Source organism: Vescimonas sp. (assembly GCF_057856985.1).
This window is the reverse complement of record NZ_DBLZXX010000004.1, coordinates 1-18125: the sequence shown is the minus strand read 5'-3', so window position 1 is coordinate 18125 and position 18125 is coordinate 1. Positions and strand designations below refer to the sequence as shown.

21 protein-coding genes, 1 tRNA gene and 1 riboswitch are annotated in these 18125 nt (G+C 59.5%); of the genes, 11 read left to right on the top strand and 11 right to left on the bottom strand.

All coding sequences use genetic code 11. The annotated features are described in order from the left end of the window. Positions 1-7 precede the first annotated feature (7 nt). From ACZM22_RS05000 to ACZM22_RS04960, 9 genes are all read right to left on the bottom strand, one after another. Positions 8-1237 carry a BaiN/RdsA family NAD(P)/FAD-dependent oxidoreductase gene (locus tag ACZM22_RS05000; protein ID WP_484423851.1) on the bottom strand — a complete coding sequence of 410 codons (1230 nt, stop codon included), beginning with the start codon at positions 1235-1237 and terminating at the stop codon, positions 8-10. Next, positions 1230-2096 (bottom strand): MurR/RpiR family transcriptional regulator, encoded by an 867-nt coding sequence (locus ACZM22_RS04995; protein WP_484423850.1) that lies wholly within the window; start codon positions 2094-2096, stop codon positions 1230-1232. Before ACZM22_RS04995 ends, ACZM22_RS05000 begins: the two co-directional genes overlap by 8 nt. Next, positions 2089-2808, bottom strand: a complete 720-nt coding sequence (locus ACZM22_RS04990) for a pseudouridine synthase (RefSeq protein ID WP_489543309.1) — start codon at positions 2806-2808, stop codon at positions 2089-2091. Before ACZM22_RS04990 ends, ACZM22_RS04995 begins: the two co-directional genes overlap by 8 nt. 25 nt (positions 2809-2833) lie before the next feature. Continuing rightward, entirely contained in the window at positions 2834-3688 is an 855-nt protein-coding gene (locus ACZM22_RS04985; RefSeq protein ID WP_489543308.1) for a D-alanyl-D-alanine carboxypeptidase family protein, read from the bottom strand. 64 nt (positions 3689-3752) lie between these two features. Further along, positions 3753-4145: a spore germination protein GerW family protein gene (locus tag ACZM22_RS04980; RefSeq protein ID WP_484437015.1), complete on the bottom strand. Its 393-nt coding sequence runs from the start codon at positions 4143-4145 to the stop codon at positions 3753-3755. Positions 4146-4162: 17 nt separating this feature from the next. After that, positions 4163-4882 (bottom strand): hypothetical protein, encoded by a 720-nt coding sequence (locus ACZM22_RS04975; RefSeq protein WP_489543307.1) that lies wholly within the window; start codon positions 4880-4882, stop codon positions 4163-4165. A gap of 18 nt (positions 4883-4900) precedes the next feature. Then, positions 4901-5479: an SMC-Scp complex subunit ScpB gene (gene scpB, locus ACZM22_RS04970; RefSeq protein ID WP_484423846.1), complete on the bottom strand. Its 579-nt coding sequence runs from the start codon at positions 5477-5479 to the stop codon at positions 4901-4903. A 10-nt stretch (positions 5480-5489) separates the two neighbouring features. Next, positions 5490-6275, bottom strand: coding sequence for a segregation and condensation protein A (locus ACZM22_RS04965; RefSeq protein WP_489543306.1), 786 nt, complete (start codon positions 6273-6275; stop codon positions 5490-5492). 12 nt (positions 6276-6287) lie between these two features. Continuing rightward, positions 6288-6947, bottom strand: coding sequence for a site-2 protease family protein (locus ACZM22_RS04960; RefSeq protein WP_489543305.1), 660 nt, complete (start codon positions 6945-6947; stop codon positions 6288-6290). A 244-nt stretch (positions 6948-7191) separates the two neighbouring features. On the opposite strand from ACZM22_RS04960, the gene ACZM22_RS04955 reads away from it, so the two are divergent. Beyond that, positions 7192-7377 carry a hypothetical protein gene (locus ACZM22_RS04955; RefSeq protein WP_483268584.1) on the top strand — a complete coding sequence of 62 codons (186 nt, stop codon included), beginning with the start codon at positions 7192-7194 and terminating at the stop codon, positions 7375-7377. A gap of 147 nt (positions 7378-7524) precedes the next feature. Beyond that, positions 7525-7722 (top strand): ferredoxin thioredoxin reductase catalytic beta chain, encoded by a 198-nt coding sequence (locus ACZM22_RS04950; protein WP_483268585.1) that lies wholly within the window; start codon positions 7525-7527, stop codon positions 7720-7722. 44 nt (positions 7723-7766) lie between these two features. Here ACZM22_RS04950 and ACZM22_RS04945 read toward each other — a convergent pair whose 3' ends face one another. After that, entirely contained in the window at positions 7767-8219 is a 453-nt protein-coding gene (locus tag ACZM22_RS04945; protein WP_484437019.1) for a signal peptidase II, read from the bottom strand. A gap of 4 nt (positions 8220-8223) precedes the next feature. Beyond that, on the bottom strand, positions 8224-8793 hold the full coding sequence (locus tag ACZM22_RS04940; protein ID WP_483268587.1) for a rhomboid family intramembrane serine protease: 570 nt from the start codon (positions 8791-8793) through the stop codon (positions 8224-8226). Positions 8794-8883: 90 nt separating this feature from the next. Between ACZM22_RS04940 and ACZM22_RS04935 the strand changes: the two genes are divergently transcribed. The 9 genes from ACZM22_RS04935 to ACZM22_RS04895 all read left to right on the top strand — a co-directional run. Continuing rightward, positions 8884-9951: an endonuclease/exonuclease/phosphatase family protein gene (locus ACZM22_RS04935; protein ID WP_489543304.1), complete on the top strand. Its 1068-nt coding sequence runs from the start codon at positions 8884-8886 to the stop codon at positions 9949-9951. A gap of 181 nt (positions 9952-10132) precedes the next feature. Further along, a riboswitch (glycine riboswitch) is annotated at positions 10133-10227 on the top strand. 79 nt (positions 10228-10306) lie between these two features. After that, on the top strand, positions 10307-11725 hold the full coding sequence (locus ACZM22_RS04930; RefSeq protein WP_489543303.1) for an alanine/glycine:cation symporter family protein: 1419 nt from the start codon (positions 10307-10309) through the stop codon (positions 11723-11725). 530 nt (positions 11726-12255) lie between these two features. Then, positions 12256-12331: transfer RNA gene (locus ACZM22_RS04925), tRNA-Ala, on the top strand. Between the two features lie 162 nt (positions 12332-12493). Next, positions 12494-13186 (top strand): hypothetical protein, encoded by a 693-nt coding sequence (locus ACZM22_RS04920; protein WP_489543302.1) that lies wholly within the window; start codon positions 12494-12496, stop codon positions 13184-13186. Between the two features lie 72 nt (positions 13187-13258). Further along, on the top strand, positions 13259-13951 hold the full coding sequence (locus ACZM22_RS04915; RefSeq protein ID WP_489543301.1) for a hypothetical protein: 693 nt from the start codon (positions 13259-13261) through the stop codon (positions 13949-13951). Next, complete coding sequence (locus tag ACZM22_RS04910; RefSeq protein ID WP_489543300.1) at positions 13948-15132, top strand: antirestriction protein ArdA; 1185 nt, start codon at positions 13948-13950, stop codon at positions 15130-15132. The genes ACZM22_RS04915 and ACZM22_RS04910 overlap by 4 nt, the downstream gene beginning before the upstream one ends. Next, positions 15129-16049 (top strand): DUF6329 domain-containing protein, encoded by a 921-nt coding sequence (locus ACZM22_RS04905; protein WP_484438147.1) that lies wholly within the window; start codon positions 15129-15131, stop codon positions 16047-16049. Before ACZM22_RS04910 ends, ACZM22_RS04905 begins: the two co-directional genes overlap by 4 nt. Before the next feature lie 68 nt (positions 16050-16117). Then, entirely contained in the window at positions 16118-16810 is a 693-nt protein-coding gene (locus ACZM22_RS04900; protein ID WP_489543299.1) for a hypothetical protein, read from the top strand. 2 nt (positions 16811-16812) lie between these two features. Continuing rightward, on the top strand, positions 16813-18125 hold a 1313-nt coding region (locus ACZM22_RS04895; RefSeq protein WP_489543298.1), incomplete at its 3' end, for a DUF4314 domain-containing protein.

The window sequence follows — 18125 nt, the reverse complement described above, 5'->3', positions numbered from 1 at the left end:
TCCATCCTCATCTCTCTGCGGCGAAAAGTCCCGCCAGATATCCGGTCGCCCACGCGATCTGAAGGTTGAAGCCGCCTGTGTAGGCGTCCACGTCCAGCACCTCGCCGGCAAAATACAGCCCGTCCGTCAGCTTGGAGGCCATGGTATTGGGCACCACTTCGCCCACCTTGACGCCGCCGGCGGTAACGATGGCCTCCGCCACGGGGCGGGGACCGGTAAGCGGTACCGCGAAATGCTTCAGCTCCTGCACCAGCACGCGGCGCTGTTCCCTGGTGAGGCTGTTGGCCTTTTCGCCCTCCGGCAGAGCCAGACGGCGCAGCAGCACCGGTACCATGCTGCGATGCACCAGCCCTGCCAGAATATTGCCCATATCGCGGTTGGGATTCTCCCCGATGTCCCGCAGGATACGGGTGTCCAGCTTCTGCTCATCCAGTGCCGGCTTCAGGTCGATGACCAGCCGGTACTGCTCCTTGTCCCAGCGGCGCAGGTGGGCGCTGGCGGACAGCATCAGCGGGCCTGACACGCCGAAATGGGTAAACAGCATCTCACCGAACTCCCGAAATACCGGCTTATTCCTGCCGTTGAGCACCGTAGCCTCCACATTCCGCAGGCTCAGGCCCTGCATGGCGGCGCAGTCGGGATCGCCGCTCTCCAGCGGCACCAGCGAGCCCCTGGGCGGCACAATGGTATGCCCCAGCGCCGCCGCCATGGCGTAGCCGTCGCCGGTAGAGCCGGTGGCGGGATAGGACACGCCGCCGGTGGCCAGCACCACGGCGGATGCCGGATAGTGCTGCTTCTCGCCCTGCACGCCGGTGACATGGCCGTCCTGTACCGTGATCTCCCGCGCCCTGTCCCGCACCCAGCGGACGTGCAGGCGCCGCAGCTCCCGCTCCAGAGCGCCGGAGATGTCAAAGGACCTGTCGGACACAGGGAACACACGGTTCCCCCGCTCCACCTTCAGCGGTACGCCCAGCCCCTCGAAAAACGCCATGGCGTCCTGGGGCGTGAAGCGGGTCAGGGCGCTGTACAGGAACCGGCCGTTGCCGGGAATATTGGCCATCAGCGTCTCCTGATCGCAGTCGTTGGTCACATTGCAGCGGCCCTTTCCCGTAATATTCAGTTTCTTGCCAAGCCTCTCGTTGGGCTCCAGCAGCGTCACCTGTCCGCCCTGACGGGCGGCGGTGATGGCTGCCATCATACCGGCGGCGCCGCCGCCGATGACTACGATCTCAATCATCGTCCTCTTTCCCGAAGATACCGTACTTCGACCACACCTGTTCCATGTCCGCCAGTGCGGCGGACAGCTCCTCCTTGCGCTGCTTGCCCACCGCCAGTATCAGGGCGTTCAGCAGGCTCAGCGGCGCCGTCATGGAATCCACGAAGGAGATCATATCGCTGGGCGCCAGCAGCGACAGCGTGGCCATCTGGTACATGGGTGACATGGGGCTGTCCGTGATGGCAATGACATCCGCTTTGCGGGCGCAGGCAAACTGCACCGCGTGGATGGCCATCTTGGAGTAGCGGGGGAAGCAGATGCTCAGCAGCACATCCCCCGGCCCGATGTGGACCAGCTGCTCATAGATCTCGCCGGCGGCCGCGCTCTGCACCAGCGTGACGTTCTCGAAGATAAAGTGCATATAAAAGTTGAGGTAGCCCGCCAGAAATGAGGACGAGCGCACACCCAGAATATAGATGTGCTTGGCGTGGAGCAGCTTGTCCACCACCCGCTCGAACTCGTCGCGGTCCAACTCCTCGATGATGTCGTGGATACTGTTCATGTCCCGCTGCATCACGCTGCCCAGAATGTCCCCGCCGCTCATCTGGTCGCTGGACACCTGAATGCGCTGGATGGACGTGAGCTTACCGCGAATCAGCTCCTGCAGCTCCTTCTGCATATCAGGGTAGCCGTTATAGCCCAGCTCTGCCGCGAAGCGCACCACGGTGGACTCGCTGACCTGCGCCGTCTGGCCCAGCTTACTGGCGGTCATGAAGGCCGCCTTATCGTAGTTTTCCAGAATATAATTGGCGATACGCTTCTGTCCCTTGGAGAACGTATCCATGCCGTTCCGTATGGTCTGCAAAACGCTCCTATTCACGTGTATCGCCTCCCGTTATCCTTTGTATTTCCTGCGCTGTCAAGTATCTCCACTTGCCAATTGGGAGGTCGTCCAGCCGCAGGCCGTCCTCCTCCACGCGCTGCAATTTTTCCACATGCAGGCCCAGCCCGGCGCACATGCGCCGTATCTGCCGGTTCTTGCCCTGATGGATGGTGACACGCAGGAGGGCCTGCCCCTCGCGGCGGCAGAGTTCCCGGGCCTGGGCCGGTGCAATGGGCTCGCCGTCCAGCTCCGTGATGGCCATCAGGCGCTCCGCCGCGCCCCGTATGTCACCGCGTACCGTTACCAGATAGACCTTGTCCACCTGATGACTGGGGTGCAGCAGCCGGTGGGCGAAATCGCCGTCGTTGGTGAACAGCAGCAATCCCTCGGAGTCCCGATCCAGCCGTCCCACGGGGTACACCCGTGCGCCGCAGCCGGACACCAACTCCGCCGCCGTATGCCGTCCGTATTCATCGGAGAGGGTGGTGACATAGCCCCGCGGCTTGTTAAGCATCAGGTAGACCCGCCGCGTGTCGGCGGGCAGCGGCTGGCCGTCCACGGTGATGGTATCTGTCTCCGGATCGGCGCGGTCGCCCAGCGTCGCCGGCGCACCGTTGACACAGACGCGCCCTGCGGAGATCCACTCCTCCGCCATCCGCCGCGAGCACAGGCCCGCAGCGGCCAGCAGCTTCTGGAGTCGTTCAGCCATGACACTTTCCCCTCTCTGTCTTTCTCTAACTGTGCAGTGCCGCACATGCCGCCGTCAGCGGCTCCCGCAGGCGCAGCAGCGCCGTCTGCACCCCACGGCGCGGAGCCGTCAGCCGGAAGCCGTAGTCATACAGGGCGGCGTGGTCGGCCCAGTCGTTGCCGTCCTGCAGCGTCACCGCCACCAGACGGCAGCCGTCCCGCTCCGTACAGGATACCAGTGTGCGGCCCGCCGCCTGGGTGTACCCCGTTTTCAGGCCGACGCAGCCTTCCACCTGACGCAGGAGGCGGTTGTGGTTCTCCATGGTGCGCTGGCCGATGGTGACACTGCGGCTGGAGCAGATGCGCCGGAACGTGGGGTTTTCCACCGCCGCGGCGGCCAGCACCGCCATGTCCCGCGCTGTGGAATAGTGGCCGTCCGCGTCCAGCCCATTGGGATTGGCGAAGCTGGTGTGGGCCATGCCCAGCGCCGCCGCTTTCTCGTTCATCAGCGCCACAAAGGGTGTCAGCCCTCCGGCGCACTCTGTCAGCGCCAGCGCCGCATCGTTGCCGGAGCAGAGCAGCAGTCCGTACAGCAGCTCCTCCACCCGCACCGTTTCACCGGCCCTCAGGTACATGGAGGAGCCCTCCGCCATGTGGTCCGGCGTCACGGTGATAACGTCGTCCGGCGCGGCGTGCTCCAGCACCACCAGCGCCGTCATGATCTTGGTGGTGCTGGCGATGAGCATCTGGCGGTCGCCGTTTTTCTCGTAGAGCACCTGCCCCATGTCCGCGTCCATCAGGACAGCAGCCGTGGCGGAGACCTCCAGAGCCTCCGCCACAGCCGGCGTTATGCAGAAAATGAGACATAGGACCCACAAGCCCCGAAGCATTCTGACTGACATTGGGATCACCCTTATACGATAGAATCATCCCAGTATATTCGGCGGCGGGGCCAAGTATTTTGCCTTAGAAGTCCGCTTTTTCCCGCTTCTTGTCGATGAAGCTCTCCACGCGGTCCATGACCTGAGGCACCATCTCCACTACGCGGTCCACCGTGGTGATGGCAGGGGTGCCCACCGGCAGCATGCGGGTCACGCCGTCCTTGACCACCAGGAACGCCATAGGCTCCACCCGCACGCCTGCTGCTGCGGCAGCGCCCACCTTATCCGGCTGCTTGCCGTAATCTCCTCCGCCGCAGCCGAAGCCGAAGCTCAGACGGGACACGGGGATCAGCGTCACGCCGTCCGCCGTGTTGATCGGCTCGCCCACCACCGTGTTGGAGTCCACCATCTGGCGGATCTTATCCATAGAGGCTTCCATCATCGCACTGATAGAGTTCTTCTTCTCGTTGTTTTCCATGCTGTACGCTCCTTTTTTCAGTTAGTCGTATGGGTCGCGTCCGCCGCGGCGGGCGCCTGGTCTTTCGTGTTCCGCTGGGCGGCCTCCCGCTCCCTGGCCGCCTGCTTCTCCTGGGTCTTCTGCGCCTTGCGGAAGGCGCGGAACCATTTCAGGGCGGGGCCGGCAAAGGCAATGCCGATGGACACCAGATCGCCGATACGGAAGCTCAGCCCCACTTCGCCGCTGACGCGGGTCTCGGCGGCGTTAAAATCCGTCTCCAGATGGATGCGGGGGTCCGGCATGCGCGTCAGCTTCTCCACCTCCGGCATCACCGTCCACATGGCAACGTTAGCCCAGCCGTAGGTCTCCGCCACCCGGGCGGGATCGTCGCCGCCGAAGCACACCGACAGCTGCATGGGGTCGATGCGCAGGCGCTGCCGCGTCCGGCGCAGGCCTCGCTTCAGGGATTCCCACAGGGCGGGCAGCGCGCTGCGAATATCGGCGAACGTCAGGCCCAGCGGCAGCTTCTTGTCGGAGGACTTCTTCTCGCCGCCCTCCTTTTTCGCTCCGGACGCCGTCTCCTTTTTGGGCTTTTCCTTTTTTTCTTTTTCCGGCTTGGGCACCAGCTGCAGCCGGATGGGACCTGCTGTGGCCGTGACGCACAGCTCGTCGCCGAAGCGGATGCGCACACCTACCCGCAGCAACAGCAGCAGGATGATCAGCAGCAGAAGTATGCCCAATATCCACAGTGCGACCAACAGGGTCCCCCCTTCCTCTTATTCTCCCTCCGCCGGCAGGTTCCCCTCGTCGTCCAGGCGCATCTGGCCGTCGGCCTCCAGCCCCGGCATCTGCGGCAGATCCTCCAGTGAGTTCAGGTGGAACGCCCGCAGGAACGACTGGGTCGTCCGGTACAGGCGGGGCCGCCCGGGCACCTGCAGCCTGCCGCACTCCTCGATGAGGTGCCGGTCCAGCAGCAGTCCCACGGTGTAGGAGCTGTCCACGCCGCGGATCTGGTCCACATAGGCGCGGGTGGTAGGCTGGTAGTAGGCGATGATGGTCAGTACCTCCAGTGCCGGCTGGCTCAGCTTGGCAGGCTTTCGGATCTCGAATGCCTTGCGGATCTGATCGCCATACTCCGGCGCGGAGCACAGCTGGTAGCTGTCCTCCATTTTCAAAAGGCGGATACCCCGCCGTTCATAGCTGTAATAGTCCTGAAGCCGCTGGAGCACCAGCTCCACCGTGGGGCGGTCCATGTCCAGCGCCACGCAGATGCGGTCCACGGCCACCGGCTCGCCGGAGGCGAACAGGATGCCCTCCACCGCAGCTTCGATCTCTTTCATTTCCCGTGTATCCATGCTTCTCCCCTTACGTCAGTTCTTCCGGCACGTCCCCGTCGCAGGTGACGGTGCAGTCGCTGGCAGAGCCCGCCAGCCGGATCAGGTTGCTCCGGCACAGCTCCAGCACCGCCATAAACGTGGCCACCAGCTCGCTGCGGCTGCGGCTGCCGCGGAACAGCAGCAGGAATCGGGTGATGCCCCCCTGCCGCAGGCGGCGGATGATCTCCCGCGCCTTGGTCTCCACCGGGTACGGCTCCCGCTTCACGATCTCGTCGAAGGCCTTCAGCGGTGGAGCCTCCTCCACCTGACCGCGGCGGTCCGTCACCTCCTGCATAGCCAGGATCAGATCCGCCGGCTCCTGCTGGTACTCGTAGATCTTGCCCCGTTCCATAGGCTCCGGCGGGCGGGTCAGCACGCTACGGCCGAACTCTCCCATGGGGCCCAGCCGCTCGGTGATGTAGCGCACCTTGGCGTAGGCGTCGCCCCGCTTCCGCTCCTCCAGAGACTGGATGAGGGCGTCCATCTCGCTCTGCGCCTCCTCATCCTCCAGACTCAGCAGCATGCGGGTCTTGATATACATCAGGTGGGCAGCCATGGTGATGAACTCACTGGCCACCTCCAGATCCATCTGCTTGCGCTGCTCCAGATACGCCAGATACTGGTCAAGGATCAGCGCGATGGGGATGTCCTGTATTTCAATTTTGTTTTTGCTCAGCAGGAACAGGATCAGATCCAGCGGCCCCTCGAAATCCTCCAGCGGCTCGCTGCCCTTGGTCTGCACCACCCTTTCCAGCTTAAAGATCAGATCGTCCAACGGTTTTGCTCCTCAGAAGCCGACGATGCGGCAGAATAGATCGAACACCCAGCGGATGGCCGCGTCCAGCGCATTGCTGCCGATGCCTACGGAGATGATGATTACCAGCAGCACCATACCGAACTGCTCGTAGCGCATCAGCCAGTTATAGGCGCGGTCCGGCAGCAGCACCGCCACGACCTTGGAGCCGTCCAGCGGCGGTACCGGCACCAGATTGAACAGGCCCAGACCCACCGACAGGGACGCGGTATTCACCAGAAACGTGAACAGCGTCTCCGGCAGCGTACCCGTGGCCAGAGCGCGGAGATAGACCAGCCGCGCCGCCAGCAGAAGCAGCAGCGCCAGCACGAAGTTGGAGACCGGGCCGGCCAGCGCCGTGATCGCCATGCCCTGCTTGGGCTTTTTGAAGTAGTTGGGATTCACCGGCACGGGCTTAGCCCAGCCGAAGCCCGCCACGATCATCATCACAAAGCCGATCCAGTCGATGTGCCGCAGCGGGTTCAGGCTCAGCCGATGAGCCCGCTTGGCGGTGGGGTCTCCCAGCGCGTAGGCAGCCAGTCCGTGGCACGTCTCGTGGATGGTCAGGCACAGGAACACGGCGGTCAGCCGCAGCAGGATACTCTCCAGCGAGCCGAAGTCCAGCGCATTCCAAAGATTTGTCAGATATTGCAAAGGAAGCTCCTCCCTTTCAGAAACGCCGCTTTTCGATAGTTCTCTGTATTATAGCAAATATTCCTCCCGTTGACAAGGAGAAATCCCCCGTCTATTGTCACCGAATTGACCGGTATGTAACCGTTTTGTATCCAACTTCCCACCAATTTGTCTTTTCCCTGTAAGGATGCGTACCAAAAGGTCTGGTATAGTATAGGTACAAAGTAAAACGCAACACGGATCTGACAGAAAGGAGAACACGAATATGGTGAAGATGAATACGATCGCAGGTCTGGTGGTTCTGTGCATGGTGTCCGCTGTGGCAGCGTTTTTTCTGCCCAACGCCGTAGGTACGGTGCTCTCCTTTGTGAGCATTGGCGCGGCGGCAGCCATCGGCGTACTGGCCATCGTGGCTTTCGTGCGGCTGCTCACCCAGCGCCGTGCGTTCTGATACAGGCCCTTCCACCTGTCATCCGACCCCCGCTCTATTCCCGCAGGTCAGGGAACGCGCAGGCGTTCCCTGACCCTTTTACATGGTTGCAAAACGCCGCGCCGCCGGTTATACTGACAGCAAACTCAATGCAAAGGAGAACTGCGTATGAAGGTACGTCTCAACGAGGATCAGGAGATCGTCCGCACCATCCGGGAGGGCCTGCGCCGCACCGGCGGCTACTGTCCCTGCCGCCTGGCCCGCACCGAGGAGAACCGCTGCATGTGCAGGGAGTTCAAGGACCAGATCGCCGACCCCGACTACGAAGGCTACTGCCACTGCCGCCTGTATTATAAGGAGAAGTGACGGATACGCGTACAAAAAGGCTGAGCTTCGCTCAGCCTTTTGTCTTATTTGCCCTTTATCAGCTCCCGCAGGAGCCCGATGGCCGTCAGCACCGTGCCGCCCAGCAGCATGAAGTCCGCCAGATTCCACACAAGGCTCCGCAGCTTCTTCCCCGCCCCGGGGAATCGGACGTAGTCCGTGACGCTGCCCCGCCGCAGCCGGTCGTACTGGTTGCTCAGGCCGCCGGTAAGAGTCAGCAGGATGCCCAGCCGCGCCGGCGCCGTCCGCCGCTCCACATCGGGCAGCAGCAGCGCCGCCGCCAATAGCCAGATCCCCAGCGGTACCCACCGCAGGAGCCTGGGATAGCGGCTGCCCTTGCCCAGAAAGAAGCCCGGGTTCTCCAGATGCGTCAGCTGCAGGAGCTTTCCGCGATACCGCAGCTTTTCGCTGCGTGCCAGCGCCTTCAGCACGCGGTCGCACACCAGCAGCGCCGCCGTGACACCGATGAGTATCCACATGGCACTACCTCCTGCCCCGCCGGATGGTAAAGCCGAACACCAGACCGCACAGTCCGCCCACGATGTGGGTGATCTGGGAGATGCTGTCCTGTTTGAACAGTCCATCCATGATCTCGCCGCCCAGATAGAAGATGACCACCAAAATCAGCGTGACGGGGATCTCGCCACGGCGCATGGCGGTGAAGGAGGACAACACGATCATCATGAACACCACGCCGCTGGCCCCCAGCAGCACGGTGTTGGGGAAGAACACAAAGTGCACCAGCCCCGTGATGAGGGCGGTCAGTGCGATGGTCCAGACCATGGTGCCGCTGCCGTACTTCTCCTCCAGCCCCGGCCCTACCAGCAAAATCAGCAGCATGTTGCTCATATAGTGCTCGTAGTCCGCGTGGCCCAGCACGTGGCCGAAGAACCGCACGTAGGTCAGCGGGTCGGACAGCGATGCGCGGTACACGGAGAAATATTGGTAGGTCGTCGCGCCGTTGGTCCAGTTGCCCAGCAGCAGGGCCAGCAGGCTCAGCAGGGCAAACGTCAGGATCACCGGTGCATTGAAGCGTATCACGATCTTCTTCAACTGGATTCCCTCTTTTCAAATGCGATAAAAGCAAGTATACTATAAGCTGGGAAAAATGTAAACAATGCAAAATGAAGGAGGCCCCTGAACGTGAAAAAATGGTTGAAGGCCGCGCTGTGCGTCCTGCTGGCGATCCTGCTCATCGTGGGCGGCTACGTGGCCTACGTATTCATCGACTATCACCGCATCGGCGACATGGCGCTGACACCCTCCGACGGCGGCGCCGCATCCGTCCGGACGGACACGCCCTACACCGTGTTGTCCTACAACATCGGCTTCGGCGCCTACGAGGACGACTACGGCTTCTTTATGGACGGCGGCACTGAGTCCCGTGCGTGGAGCGAAGAGCGGCTGACGAAGAATCTGTCGGAGATCTCCGCGTTTCTGACGGAGCAGTCGCCGGACTTCCTGCTGGCGCAGGAGGTGGACATCGGCTCCACCCGCAGCTATCAGGTGGACGAGCGGCCCTATCTGGCGGAGGCGCTGGAGGACATGAGCGGCGTGTTCTGCCAGAACTACGACTCGCCGTACCTGATGTACCCCCTGCTGCGGCCTCACGGCGCGTCCCGCTCCGGCCTGCTGACCCTTTCCTCCGCCGCCATCACCTCGGCCGGGCGTGTGGAGCTGCCGGTGGAGGGCGGCTTCATGAAGCTGCTGGACCTGGACCGGTGCTATTCCGTCAGCCGCATCCCCGTGGAAGGCGGTAAAGAGCTTGTCCTTTACAACCTGCATCTCTCCGCATATACCAGCGATGGCACCATCGCCACGGAGCAGCTGAAGCTGCTGCTGGCGGACATGCAGTCGGAGTACGATGCAGGCAACTGGTGCGTGGCCGGCGGCGACTTCAATAAGGATCTGCTGGGCGACTCCGCCGCCTGGTTCGGCGAGGCGGATCAGGAGTACTCCTGGGCACAGCCCATCCCTGCCGGCACCTTCGAGGGACTGGACATCTCTCTGGTAACGCCGCTGGACAAGGATGACCCCGTCCCCAGCTGCCGCAACGCCGACGGCCCCTACCACCAGGGGCAGTACGTCCTGACGGTGGACGGCTTCCTGGTGACGGCCAACGTCACCGCCGAGAGTGCCGTGGTCATCGACACCGGCTTCGCCTGGTCCGACCACAACCCCGTCGCCATGACCTTCACGCTGCGGCCCTGACGGCCGCACCGTGCGATACCCACACGGGCCCGCCCTGCTGCGGGTCCGTGTTTTTTCGGCGAATTTGTATTTTTTCGCAAAAATCTGAAAAAGGGGGTTGCCAAGCTGTCCGTTCTGTGGTAACATACGTCCATCAATTTGATACACCCGATGAGTCGTCCGGAATGTTCAGACCGGACGCGGAGGGTACTCTGGAGAATCCCATTCAATTGGGTGCCGAAGGTGCAAGGCGTTTACCGCGCCGAATCTCTCAGGCAAAAGGACGGAGCTGACAAGTAGTTTTGCTTGCCCCCTGACTTCTCCAGAGTCGCTGCCCTGCAGCGGCTCTTAATTTTTTGGTAAGGAGAATGAACCCATGATCGAATCCACCCTGTTCCCTATCGTTTCCAAGATCAACGAGTACCTCAGCAATTACATCCTCATCTTCCTGCTGGTGGGCGTCGGCCTGTGGTACTCCATCCGCACCCGCTTCGTGCAGGTACGCTGCTTCGGCGAGGGCATGAAGAAGTTCTTCGGTGAGATGAACCTCCGCGGCGGCGCACAGAAAAGCGGTATGACCTCCTTCCAGGCGCTGGCCACCGCCATCGCCGCCCAGGTGGGCACCGGCAACATCGTGGGTGCCTCCGGCGCCATCCTCACCGGCGGCCCCGGCGCCATCTTCTGGATGTGGATCATCGCCTTCTTCGGCATGGCCACCATCTACGGCGAGGCCACGCTGGCCCAGAAAACCCGCATCGTGGAGCCGGACGGCAACATCAAGGGCGGCCCCGTGTATTACATCACCACTGCGTTCAAGGGCGGCTTCGGTAAGTTCCTGGCGGGCTTCTTCGCCGTGTCCATCATTCTGGCTCTTGGCTTCATGGGCTGCATGGTCCAGTCCAACTCCATTGGCTCCACCATGGAGACCGCCTTTGGCGTTCCCTCCTGGATCATGGGCATTGTGCTGGTCATCATCTGCGCCGTCATCTTCCTGGGCGGTGTGCAGCGTCTGGCCGCAGTGACGGAGAAGATCGTCCCCATCATGGCCGGCATCTTCCTGCTGGGCGGTCTGGTGATCCTGGCGGCCCGCATCCAGTACGTCCCCTCCACCTTCGGTATGATCTTCAGGTACGCCTTCCAGCCTCAGGCCATCATCGGCGGCGGCTTCGGCTACGCTCTCAAGACTGCCATCAGTCAGGGTGCCAAGCGCGGCCTGTTCTCCAATGAGGCCGGTATGGGCTCCACGCCCCACGCCCACGCTCAGGCCAACGTAGCTCACGCCCACGATCAGGGTGTCGTGGCCATGATCGGCGTATTCATCGACACCTTCGTGGTGCTGACCCTCAACGCACTGGTCATCATCTGCACCCTGTACACCAAGGATGGCCCTCTGGCCGGCGGCTACACCGGCGACATCACCGCCACCCTGGGCAAGACCAACCTGGCCCAGACCGCCTTTGGCTCCGTATTTGGTGCCAGCCTGGGCGCCAAGTTTGTGGCCATCTGCCTGCTGTTCTTCGCCTTCTCCACCATCCTCAGCTGGAACCTGTTCGGCAAGATCAACGCCAACTATCTGTTCGGCCGCAAGAACAGCAAGCTGTGCAGCGTCATCTATACCATCATCGCGCTGGTGTTCATCTTCCTGGGCACCGTCTCCAGCAGCGACTTCGTCTGGGAGCTTACCGACATGTTCAATAACCTGATCGTCCTGCCCAACGTCATTGCGCTGTTTGCCCTGACGGGCATGGTCATCGCCAGCCTGAACGAGGTGCAGAAGGACAAGCTGAAGGTGTAAGCCCCAGCTTTCAGGTACGTACCGGCCTTCACCGACACAAAGGGGGACCGTTTCCACGGTCCCCCTTTCCCTTTCCGGCGGCTGTCGGGCAGAGCTCGGAGGACGTTTGGACGGCGTCGGAAAATTTCTCGGGTAATTTTGAATTTAGGGGTTGACATTTTTCGCTTTTATGCTATACTAAGCAAGTCGACAGCGATGCGGCAACAAAATATGGGGGTATAGCTCAGCTGGGAGCCCGGTTGAAGCGGTAAACAACCCCCGCACTTAAAACTCAATATTTACACTCTCTTCCATATGGGGGTATAGCTCAGCTGGGAGCGCAAGCAACCGGGTGTGCTCCCCCGCAACGGAGAGTAAAGTCAAAAAATTGAATAGCTCAGAAATCCAGCAAAATCAAGGGTTTCTGGCAACATGGGGGTATAGCTCAGCTGGGAGAGCAAGTCACCAGTAAAGCAACCCGCAATCGCAACGCGGCATCTAAAAAGTTAATATCCCGGAAGTCCAGTAAAATCAAGGGCTTCCGGTTCCATGGGGGTATAGCTCAGCTGGGAGAGCGCTTGAATGGCATTCAAGAGGTCAGCGGTTCGATCCCGCTTATCTCCACCAACAACAGACCGTAAGGCCAACGCCTTACGGTCTTGTTCTATCTACGGTTCAGATACACCTCCCCGCTTCCCGCAACAATTAAATCAAGTACACAATTGGCGTCCATTTTCAATACGAAGATGGGCGCTTTTTTATTTTATCAACGACGGAGGGAAAATAGCTATGAACGACCACAGTAAAGATTCGCAGACTCGCTACCTCAGAGAAGCAGCAATTGTCCTTGCTAAGGAGGGTTTCCAGTCGGACGAAATTCACGCTGACAGGCTGTGTATCCAGCTTGACGGTTCGCCGTTGTGTGAGGTAACTGAGACCGGCGGCGTTGCCTACCGCAATGAGGATATTGACGAGCCAGAACGGATCGCCGCCAAGGACAAGGTATATGAGATCGTCAAGACCACAGCGGAATATATGCGGCAGCTCGAGACGGCGCCCTCTTTGAAAGCCGACGGCCTGGAGGATGGCTACAAGGTGCTGGCCGATTTCAACGGCACTGTGCTGGCCGGAGTCCAGAGCAAACACGGAGTCCACTTTGTCACATGGGATTGGGCCTATGGGCACACAGGCGTATGTCATGGTCACTATTTCATGGAGAACTATGCAGGAGCCAAACAGGACTTTGCCATCCGCTCCGGACTGATTCAAAAGGAACAGCTTTTCACCCCAGAGCAGATGACCGAGATTTATCGCTGCTGTGCAGACTCTGTAGACGGAGATTTCTTTGAACTCACGGGAGAGCAGGAAAAAATGATCCGCAGTGTTCAGCAGCAGATTGAGGAGTGTGTGCCGGATTTGGATGAGCGGATTCGGCAGCAGGAAGAAACCTTGGAACAAGCTGCGCAGGAACAGACAATGTAATATAAAACGGTAATGGCCGGAGTCTTAGCAATAAGATTCCGGCCATTTTTTGTTTCAGAGAGGAGTTCACTTATGACGCGCTATTTTATGCGAGACACGCCGCTGCAGGCGATGGAGCAGCTGATGATGTCTCAGCCCGGTCAAAAGCCCAGAGGCGGTGGAATATACCGCAGCCCATTCCATTACACGCCCAAAGATGTGGCGTGCGAATACTGCCAGAACTATGTCCGCAAGCATCCGTGCCGCTTGTGTGAATGCACCTGCCTGGAGGAACGGATCGAAGCAGGCGTACTGGAACTGAATGAGTTCGTGCGGGACTGCTTCGCACCCTCTATGGGGCCGCAGCTCCGAAAACGGATGCATCAGCAATTCAGAGAAAGAAAACCTCAATTCTTCCTGTCAGACGCCCACCGACGAAGATGGACACACTGGCGAGAGCGCTGCTGGCGCTTGTCCGACCGGAACAAAGCCGCCCTCTTCCTGCTCACGGCATACGAGAGCCTTTGGCGCAGGATGGTTTGGAAGTGCGGGAACGACGGCTTTGACTTTCAAAGCGTCCGTCTCGGAGGAATCGAGCCGGAGCTCTACAGCGTCTACCAGGCGGCGAAGGCCATTGCGGTCGGCTGCTGCAATATCACTCTTGCAGATCTTGCGTCTCCGGAATTGGTCACAGATGAGGCGTTCCACCTGATCACCGGCGCACTGCTGATGGCCAAGTACGGAGACGTGGTTTTGAATTTGGAAAAAGGAGTGAATGAAACATGATGATACAAGCGGTGCTCGGCAATCCGCATCACCCGGAATACGGCGTGGCAACTATCCCGTTCCCCATCCCCCGCGACCAGTACGCACACTGCATGAAGCTGCTGGAGGCATTGGAAATTGGCGATGCGGTCAAAGCCGACTGCCAGGTGCAGGAGATCAACAGCTTTTACTCTGTGCTTAAGCGCACGGAGATGCTCACGGTCAATGTAGAGGAACTGAATTACCTCGCCAAACGGCTGGATAGCTTTGATACCGGCGAAGCCGCACAGTTTCAGGCGATGGCTCACAAGCTGGAGCTTTTTGAACTGAAGGATCTGATCAACCTGACCTTCTGCTGCCAACAGGCCACGGTCATTGCGGATTTTTCAGACCTTGCTGCCATTGGCCGGGACCACTACATGAATCTGCACGGTGGCTGCGCCAAAACGGAGGAACTGGATGCGCTGGACGGTGAGGCAACAGCAAGGCAGCTCATCGAGAGCGGCAGCGGTATGATCACACCCTACGGCGTGGTCTATGATAACGGCATGAAGCTGGAGCAGGTCTACGATGGACAGTTCTTCCCCTGCTACTACTATGAGCCAAATGCCATCACGGTTGCGGTGACCGCTAAGTCCGAGCCAGAGGACACGGAGCATATCACATGGCTGTACCTTCCCATGGCGCAGGAGGAGATCGACCGCACCCTCCAGCGTGCAGGCATCACAGCTCCTTTGGATATCCAGCTTCGGTTGGAGGATACTCAGCTGCCGAATGAAGTGGATGTGCTGCTGGATATGGAACAGGAAAGCCTTGCGGGCCTCAATGTGCTGGCACAGGCAACGGATGAGTTATCCTCGGATGACATGAAAAAGCTGGGCGCTGTGGTAACGCTGGCAAAGCCGCAGAATGCGGAACAGATTAAAAACCTCGTAGAGAATCTCGACCTGTTTGATTTCGCGCCTGGTGCGCATACGCCGGAGGAATACGGCAAGTACATGATCCAGCAGTCCGGTCATTTTGACTACGATGAGAATCTGGATGAGTTCTATGATTACGAGAAGTATGGCCTCCAGCGCATGGGCGAGGAGGACGGAATGTTCACTGACCGGGGCTATATCGCCTACAAGGGCTACACCAGTCTGGCGGAAATCATGGATGGCAGTCAGAGCAGCCATATGGAGATGGGAGGTATGGCATGATCATTCAGGCAGAACTGAAGCGAAAGCAGTCTGAGTACGAAGGCGAAGCCTGTGTTGTGGACAAGGTCATCGAGCTGCCTGTCCAGCGGTTTCAGCAGTTCAGCCGTGCCCTGCTGGTGGATTATGATTTCATCGCAGAGAACAAAAACGCCATTCAGCACGATGATGATGCCAGGCACTGCCTGCTCATCCTCGATGCGGATGGAACAGACGGTGTCCTTGTTGACCCACAGGGCTATAACTACGCCCGGTACAGCGCTTTCGTACCGAATGCCCGCAGTCTGCTGACACCGGATATGGTAATCGACCGCAGTTACCTTTCGCCGGCAGAGCCTTGGCGAGACGAGAGTCGGGATGAAATGCTCCGCATGACATTGCGCGTCGATGGAAAGCCGGACTACACCCTCGTCCTCCCCGCTGATGAGGAATACCTCAACGCTGTGAAGGCTTATCTCGACATCGATGTTTTCGCGGATGCGCTGCTCCATGATATTCGTTTCAAGGTGCCATACATCGGTGAACTGATCTGCGACACGGATTGCCCCGCCGTGGAGGATTACAACGACTTTGCGGAAGCCTTAGAAGGTATCTGGCAGCAGGACGGGATGCTTCTGACCTATGCCGCTGTGTTGGATGCCGAGAAGCCGGAAACTCTGCGTGGAGCTTTAGAGCTCTTGCAGAATCTGGATAACTACCAGCGCATCGTAGATACCTACGGCTATGGTCAGCAGCGCTTGCAGGAAACGCTGGGGTTGGACGATGAGGCCATCTGCGAACTGGACGGTTACATGGACTTTGAAAAGTATGGCACTGACTGCATGGAAAATGACTCTGTGATAGAAACAGAGTTTGGTCGGCTGCGGCGTTTGGAACCGCCCTTTCCGGAACAGACGCAGAGACAGCAAATGTTTCAGTAGCTATTACAGCCGATATGTGCTATGTTGTGTAGCTATACCATAAGAAAGAGGTTAAAATGATGGAAAATATGAGCAGATTCCATATCCGTCCGGCCCGCCCAGATGAGGCGGGCCTATTTTATACTCCGAACCCCGAAGAAGATAAGAGGCGGGGTACCATCGGTCATGTCCGCATGGACTTCGGTCGCAGCGGAAATGAGTTCTGGCATACCTGGTGGCCGAGGGGCCCGGAGGAGCTGAACAGCCCTGTGTTCAAAGCAGAGCTTCAGCAAGTCGTTGACATGATGCGGGAGGACATCCTGAAAAGCCGCTTTTCCATGGAGCGCTTCTGCTATGAACACGGAGGCAAGATCACCGGCGGCTATGTACAGAACTACGGCTACATCGTGGAAACCGAGCATTACCGCTACTGCCTGCGCTGTAATCCGTCCCCTGGTGACTATAACGGGTATCTGACAGCCTATGATCTGGATGTCCAGCGCCAGAACATAGCAAGGGACAAGCCGCTGGTAGGCCGCATCACTTATGCCAATGGCGATACACAGGACTTCACCGATACGGAAGCCTTTCTCAAGTGCCTGCGGGAGGAACTTCCGTACCGCCCGACAACAGGCTTTCGGTATGAGGTGCTGTCCGACGATCCTACCATCCGCAAGGCTGTGGATGATATCGTCTTCGACCTCTACGGCGAGGAAAATCCCCGCCAACAGGAAGATTACGAGCTGCAGCCCGGCCCCAATATGACGCTGGGAGGGATGTGAACATGGAGAGATCGGATAAGCAGCGAAAGCCTGTTGCAATCAAAAACCTTGCTGAACTGAAGCGCTTCATCCAGCCCGGTGTAGAGTTTAAGACGCTCAGCCAGAAAAATCACCCTGATCTGGTGGGACTGACCCGTGTGGTGACCACGGTGCAGACGGTGGGCTTCTATTCCAAGATCAAGGATCAGCCGGAGCATCCCTTCTCAACCTGCAACCACGGCAAGGGCTTCTACACCGATTTTGGGAAAGCCAGCAATTACATCTTTGATGGTACGACGGTCAAGGTGAAGGATACCCGAAAGCAAGATCGCGGCGTGATCTACGAGCTGGAGTTTTACGACAGAGAGCAAAACATGGAGGAAACGATGATGGACAGAAAAATGGTGAATTTTATCAAGGAGCAGTATCCCCCCGGCACCCGCATCCGGCTTAATTCGATGAAGGACCCTTATCATCCCATTCTTCCCGGCACGGAGGGCGAAGTAGACTTTGTGGACGATGAGGGTCAAATTTTCATGAAGTGGGATAATGGCCGCACACTGCCGCTCGCCCCCGGCGAGGACAGCTTCACCGTGCTGCCGCCCAAGCTGACCAGCCTCAAGCTGTATATGCCCCTGACCGCCGATCTCTATGAGCGGAACGAGTACGGCGACTTCGACGACAGCAGCACATTGCTGGAGGGCAGTGAGCTGCGCGGCTATCAGGATCAGATCACGGCGGCGCTGGTGAAAAACCGGATGCCGGAGGAGACCGAGCGAGGTCTCATGCATTGGTATGATGAAGCCGACAGCGTTGACCGCAAGGTACGCTCCGCCGTCTTCACCGTGGAGAAGCGTGACCGGCAGCTCTGGGGCGTGGCGGAATGCCGTGTCGCCGGGGAATTATCCGACACAGAGCTGGAAACCTTAAAGGAATATCTCACTGGGCAGGCTTCGGACGGCTGGGGCGAGGGCTTTGAGCAGCGGGAGATTTCCGTGGATGACGGCGGTGAATTGTATGTCCACCTTTGGAACTCGGACGAGTGGAGCATCCAGACGGAGCAGGAATTATTCGCTCCCAAGCTGGCGGATGGACTGCCGGAGCTGTGCTTCTCCACCCTCCCCGGCACCGGTGAGCTCATCTGCATCAAGCGCGGTGAAAGCGGCTACTACCCCAGTGATTGGAACACGAACGATCCAGCGCAGAACCGTGATATAGCGGACTATAACAACGAGCGGCTTGGCGTTACCCCCGCGCAGGAGAAAGCCATGAAAACGGGTTCCATGTTCGGCTGGGGCGTCCCCGGCGCAGACCCCGCCTGCTATGAACAGAAACA

Bases quoted from the DNA above. Each gene is read 5' to 3' on its own strand.
- ACZM22_RS04990 (WP_489543309.1), bottom strand. From the start codon at position 2,808: ATGGCTGAACGACTCCAGAAGCTGCTGGCCGCTGCGGGCCTGTGCTCG.
- ACZM22_RS04900 (WP_489543299.1), top strand. From the start codon at position 16,118: ATGAGCAGATTCCATATCCGTCCGGCCCGCCCAGATGAGGCGGGCCTA.
- scpB (WP_484423846.1), bottom strand. From the start codon at position 5,479: ATGGATACACGGGAAATGAAAGAGATCGAAGCTGCGGTGGAGGGCATC.
- ACZM22_RS04950 (WP_483268585.1), top strand. From the start codon at position 7,525: ATGAAGGTACGTCTCAACGAGGATCAGGAGATCGTCCGCACCATCCGG.
- ACZM22_RS04985 (WP_489543308.1), bottom strand. From the start codon at position 3,688: ATGTCAGTCAGAATGCTTCGGGGCTTGTGGGTCCTATGTCTCATTTTC.
- ACZM22_RS05000 (WP_484423851.1), bottom strand. From the start codon at position 1,237: ATGATTGAGATCGTAGTCATCGGCGGCGGCGCCGCCGGTATGATGGCA.
- ACZM22_RS04915 (WP_489543301.1), top strand. From the start codon at position 13,259: ATGACGCGCTATTTTATGCGAGACACGCCGCTGCAGGCGATGGAGCAG.
- ACZM22_RS04910 (WP_489543300.1), top strand. From the start codon at position 13,948: ATGATGATACAAGCGGTGCTCGGCAATCCGCATCACCCGGAATACGGC.
- ACZM22_RS04920 (WP_489543302.1), top strand. From the start codon at position 12,494: ATGAACGACCACAGTAAAGATTCGCAGACTCGCTACCTCAGAGAAGCA.
- ACZM22_RS04930 (WP_489543303.1), top strand. From the start codon at position 10,307: ATGATCGAATCCACCCTGTTCCCTATCGTTTCCAAGATCAACGAGTAC.
- ACZM22_RS04955 (WP_483268584.1), top strand. From the start codon at position 7,192: ATGGTGAAGATGAATACGATCGCAGGTCTGGTGGTTCTGTGCATGGTG.
- ACZM22_RS04905 (WP_484438147.1), top strand. From the start codon at position 15,129: ATGATCATTCAGGCAGAACTGAAGCGAAAGCAGTCTGAGTACGAAGGC.
- ACZM22_RS04980 (WP_484437015.1), bottom strand. From the start codon at position 4,145: ATGGAAAACAACGAGAAGAAGAACTCTATCAGTGCGATGATGGAAGCC.
- ACZM22_RS04945 (WP_484437019.1), bottom strand. From the start codon at position 8,219: ATGTGGATACTCATCGGTGTCACGGCGGCGCTGCTGGTGTGCGACCGC.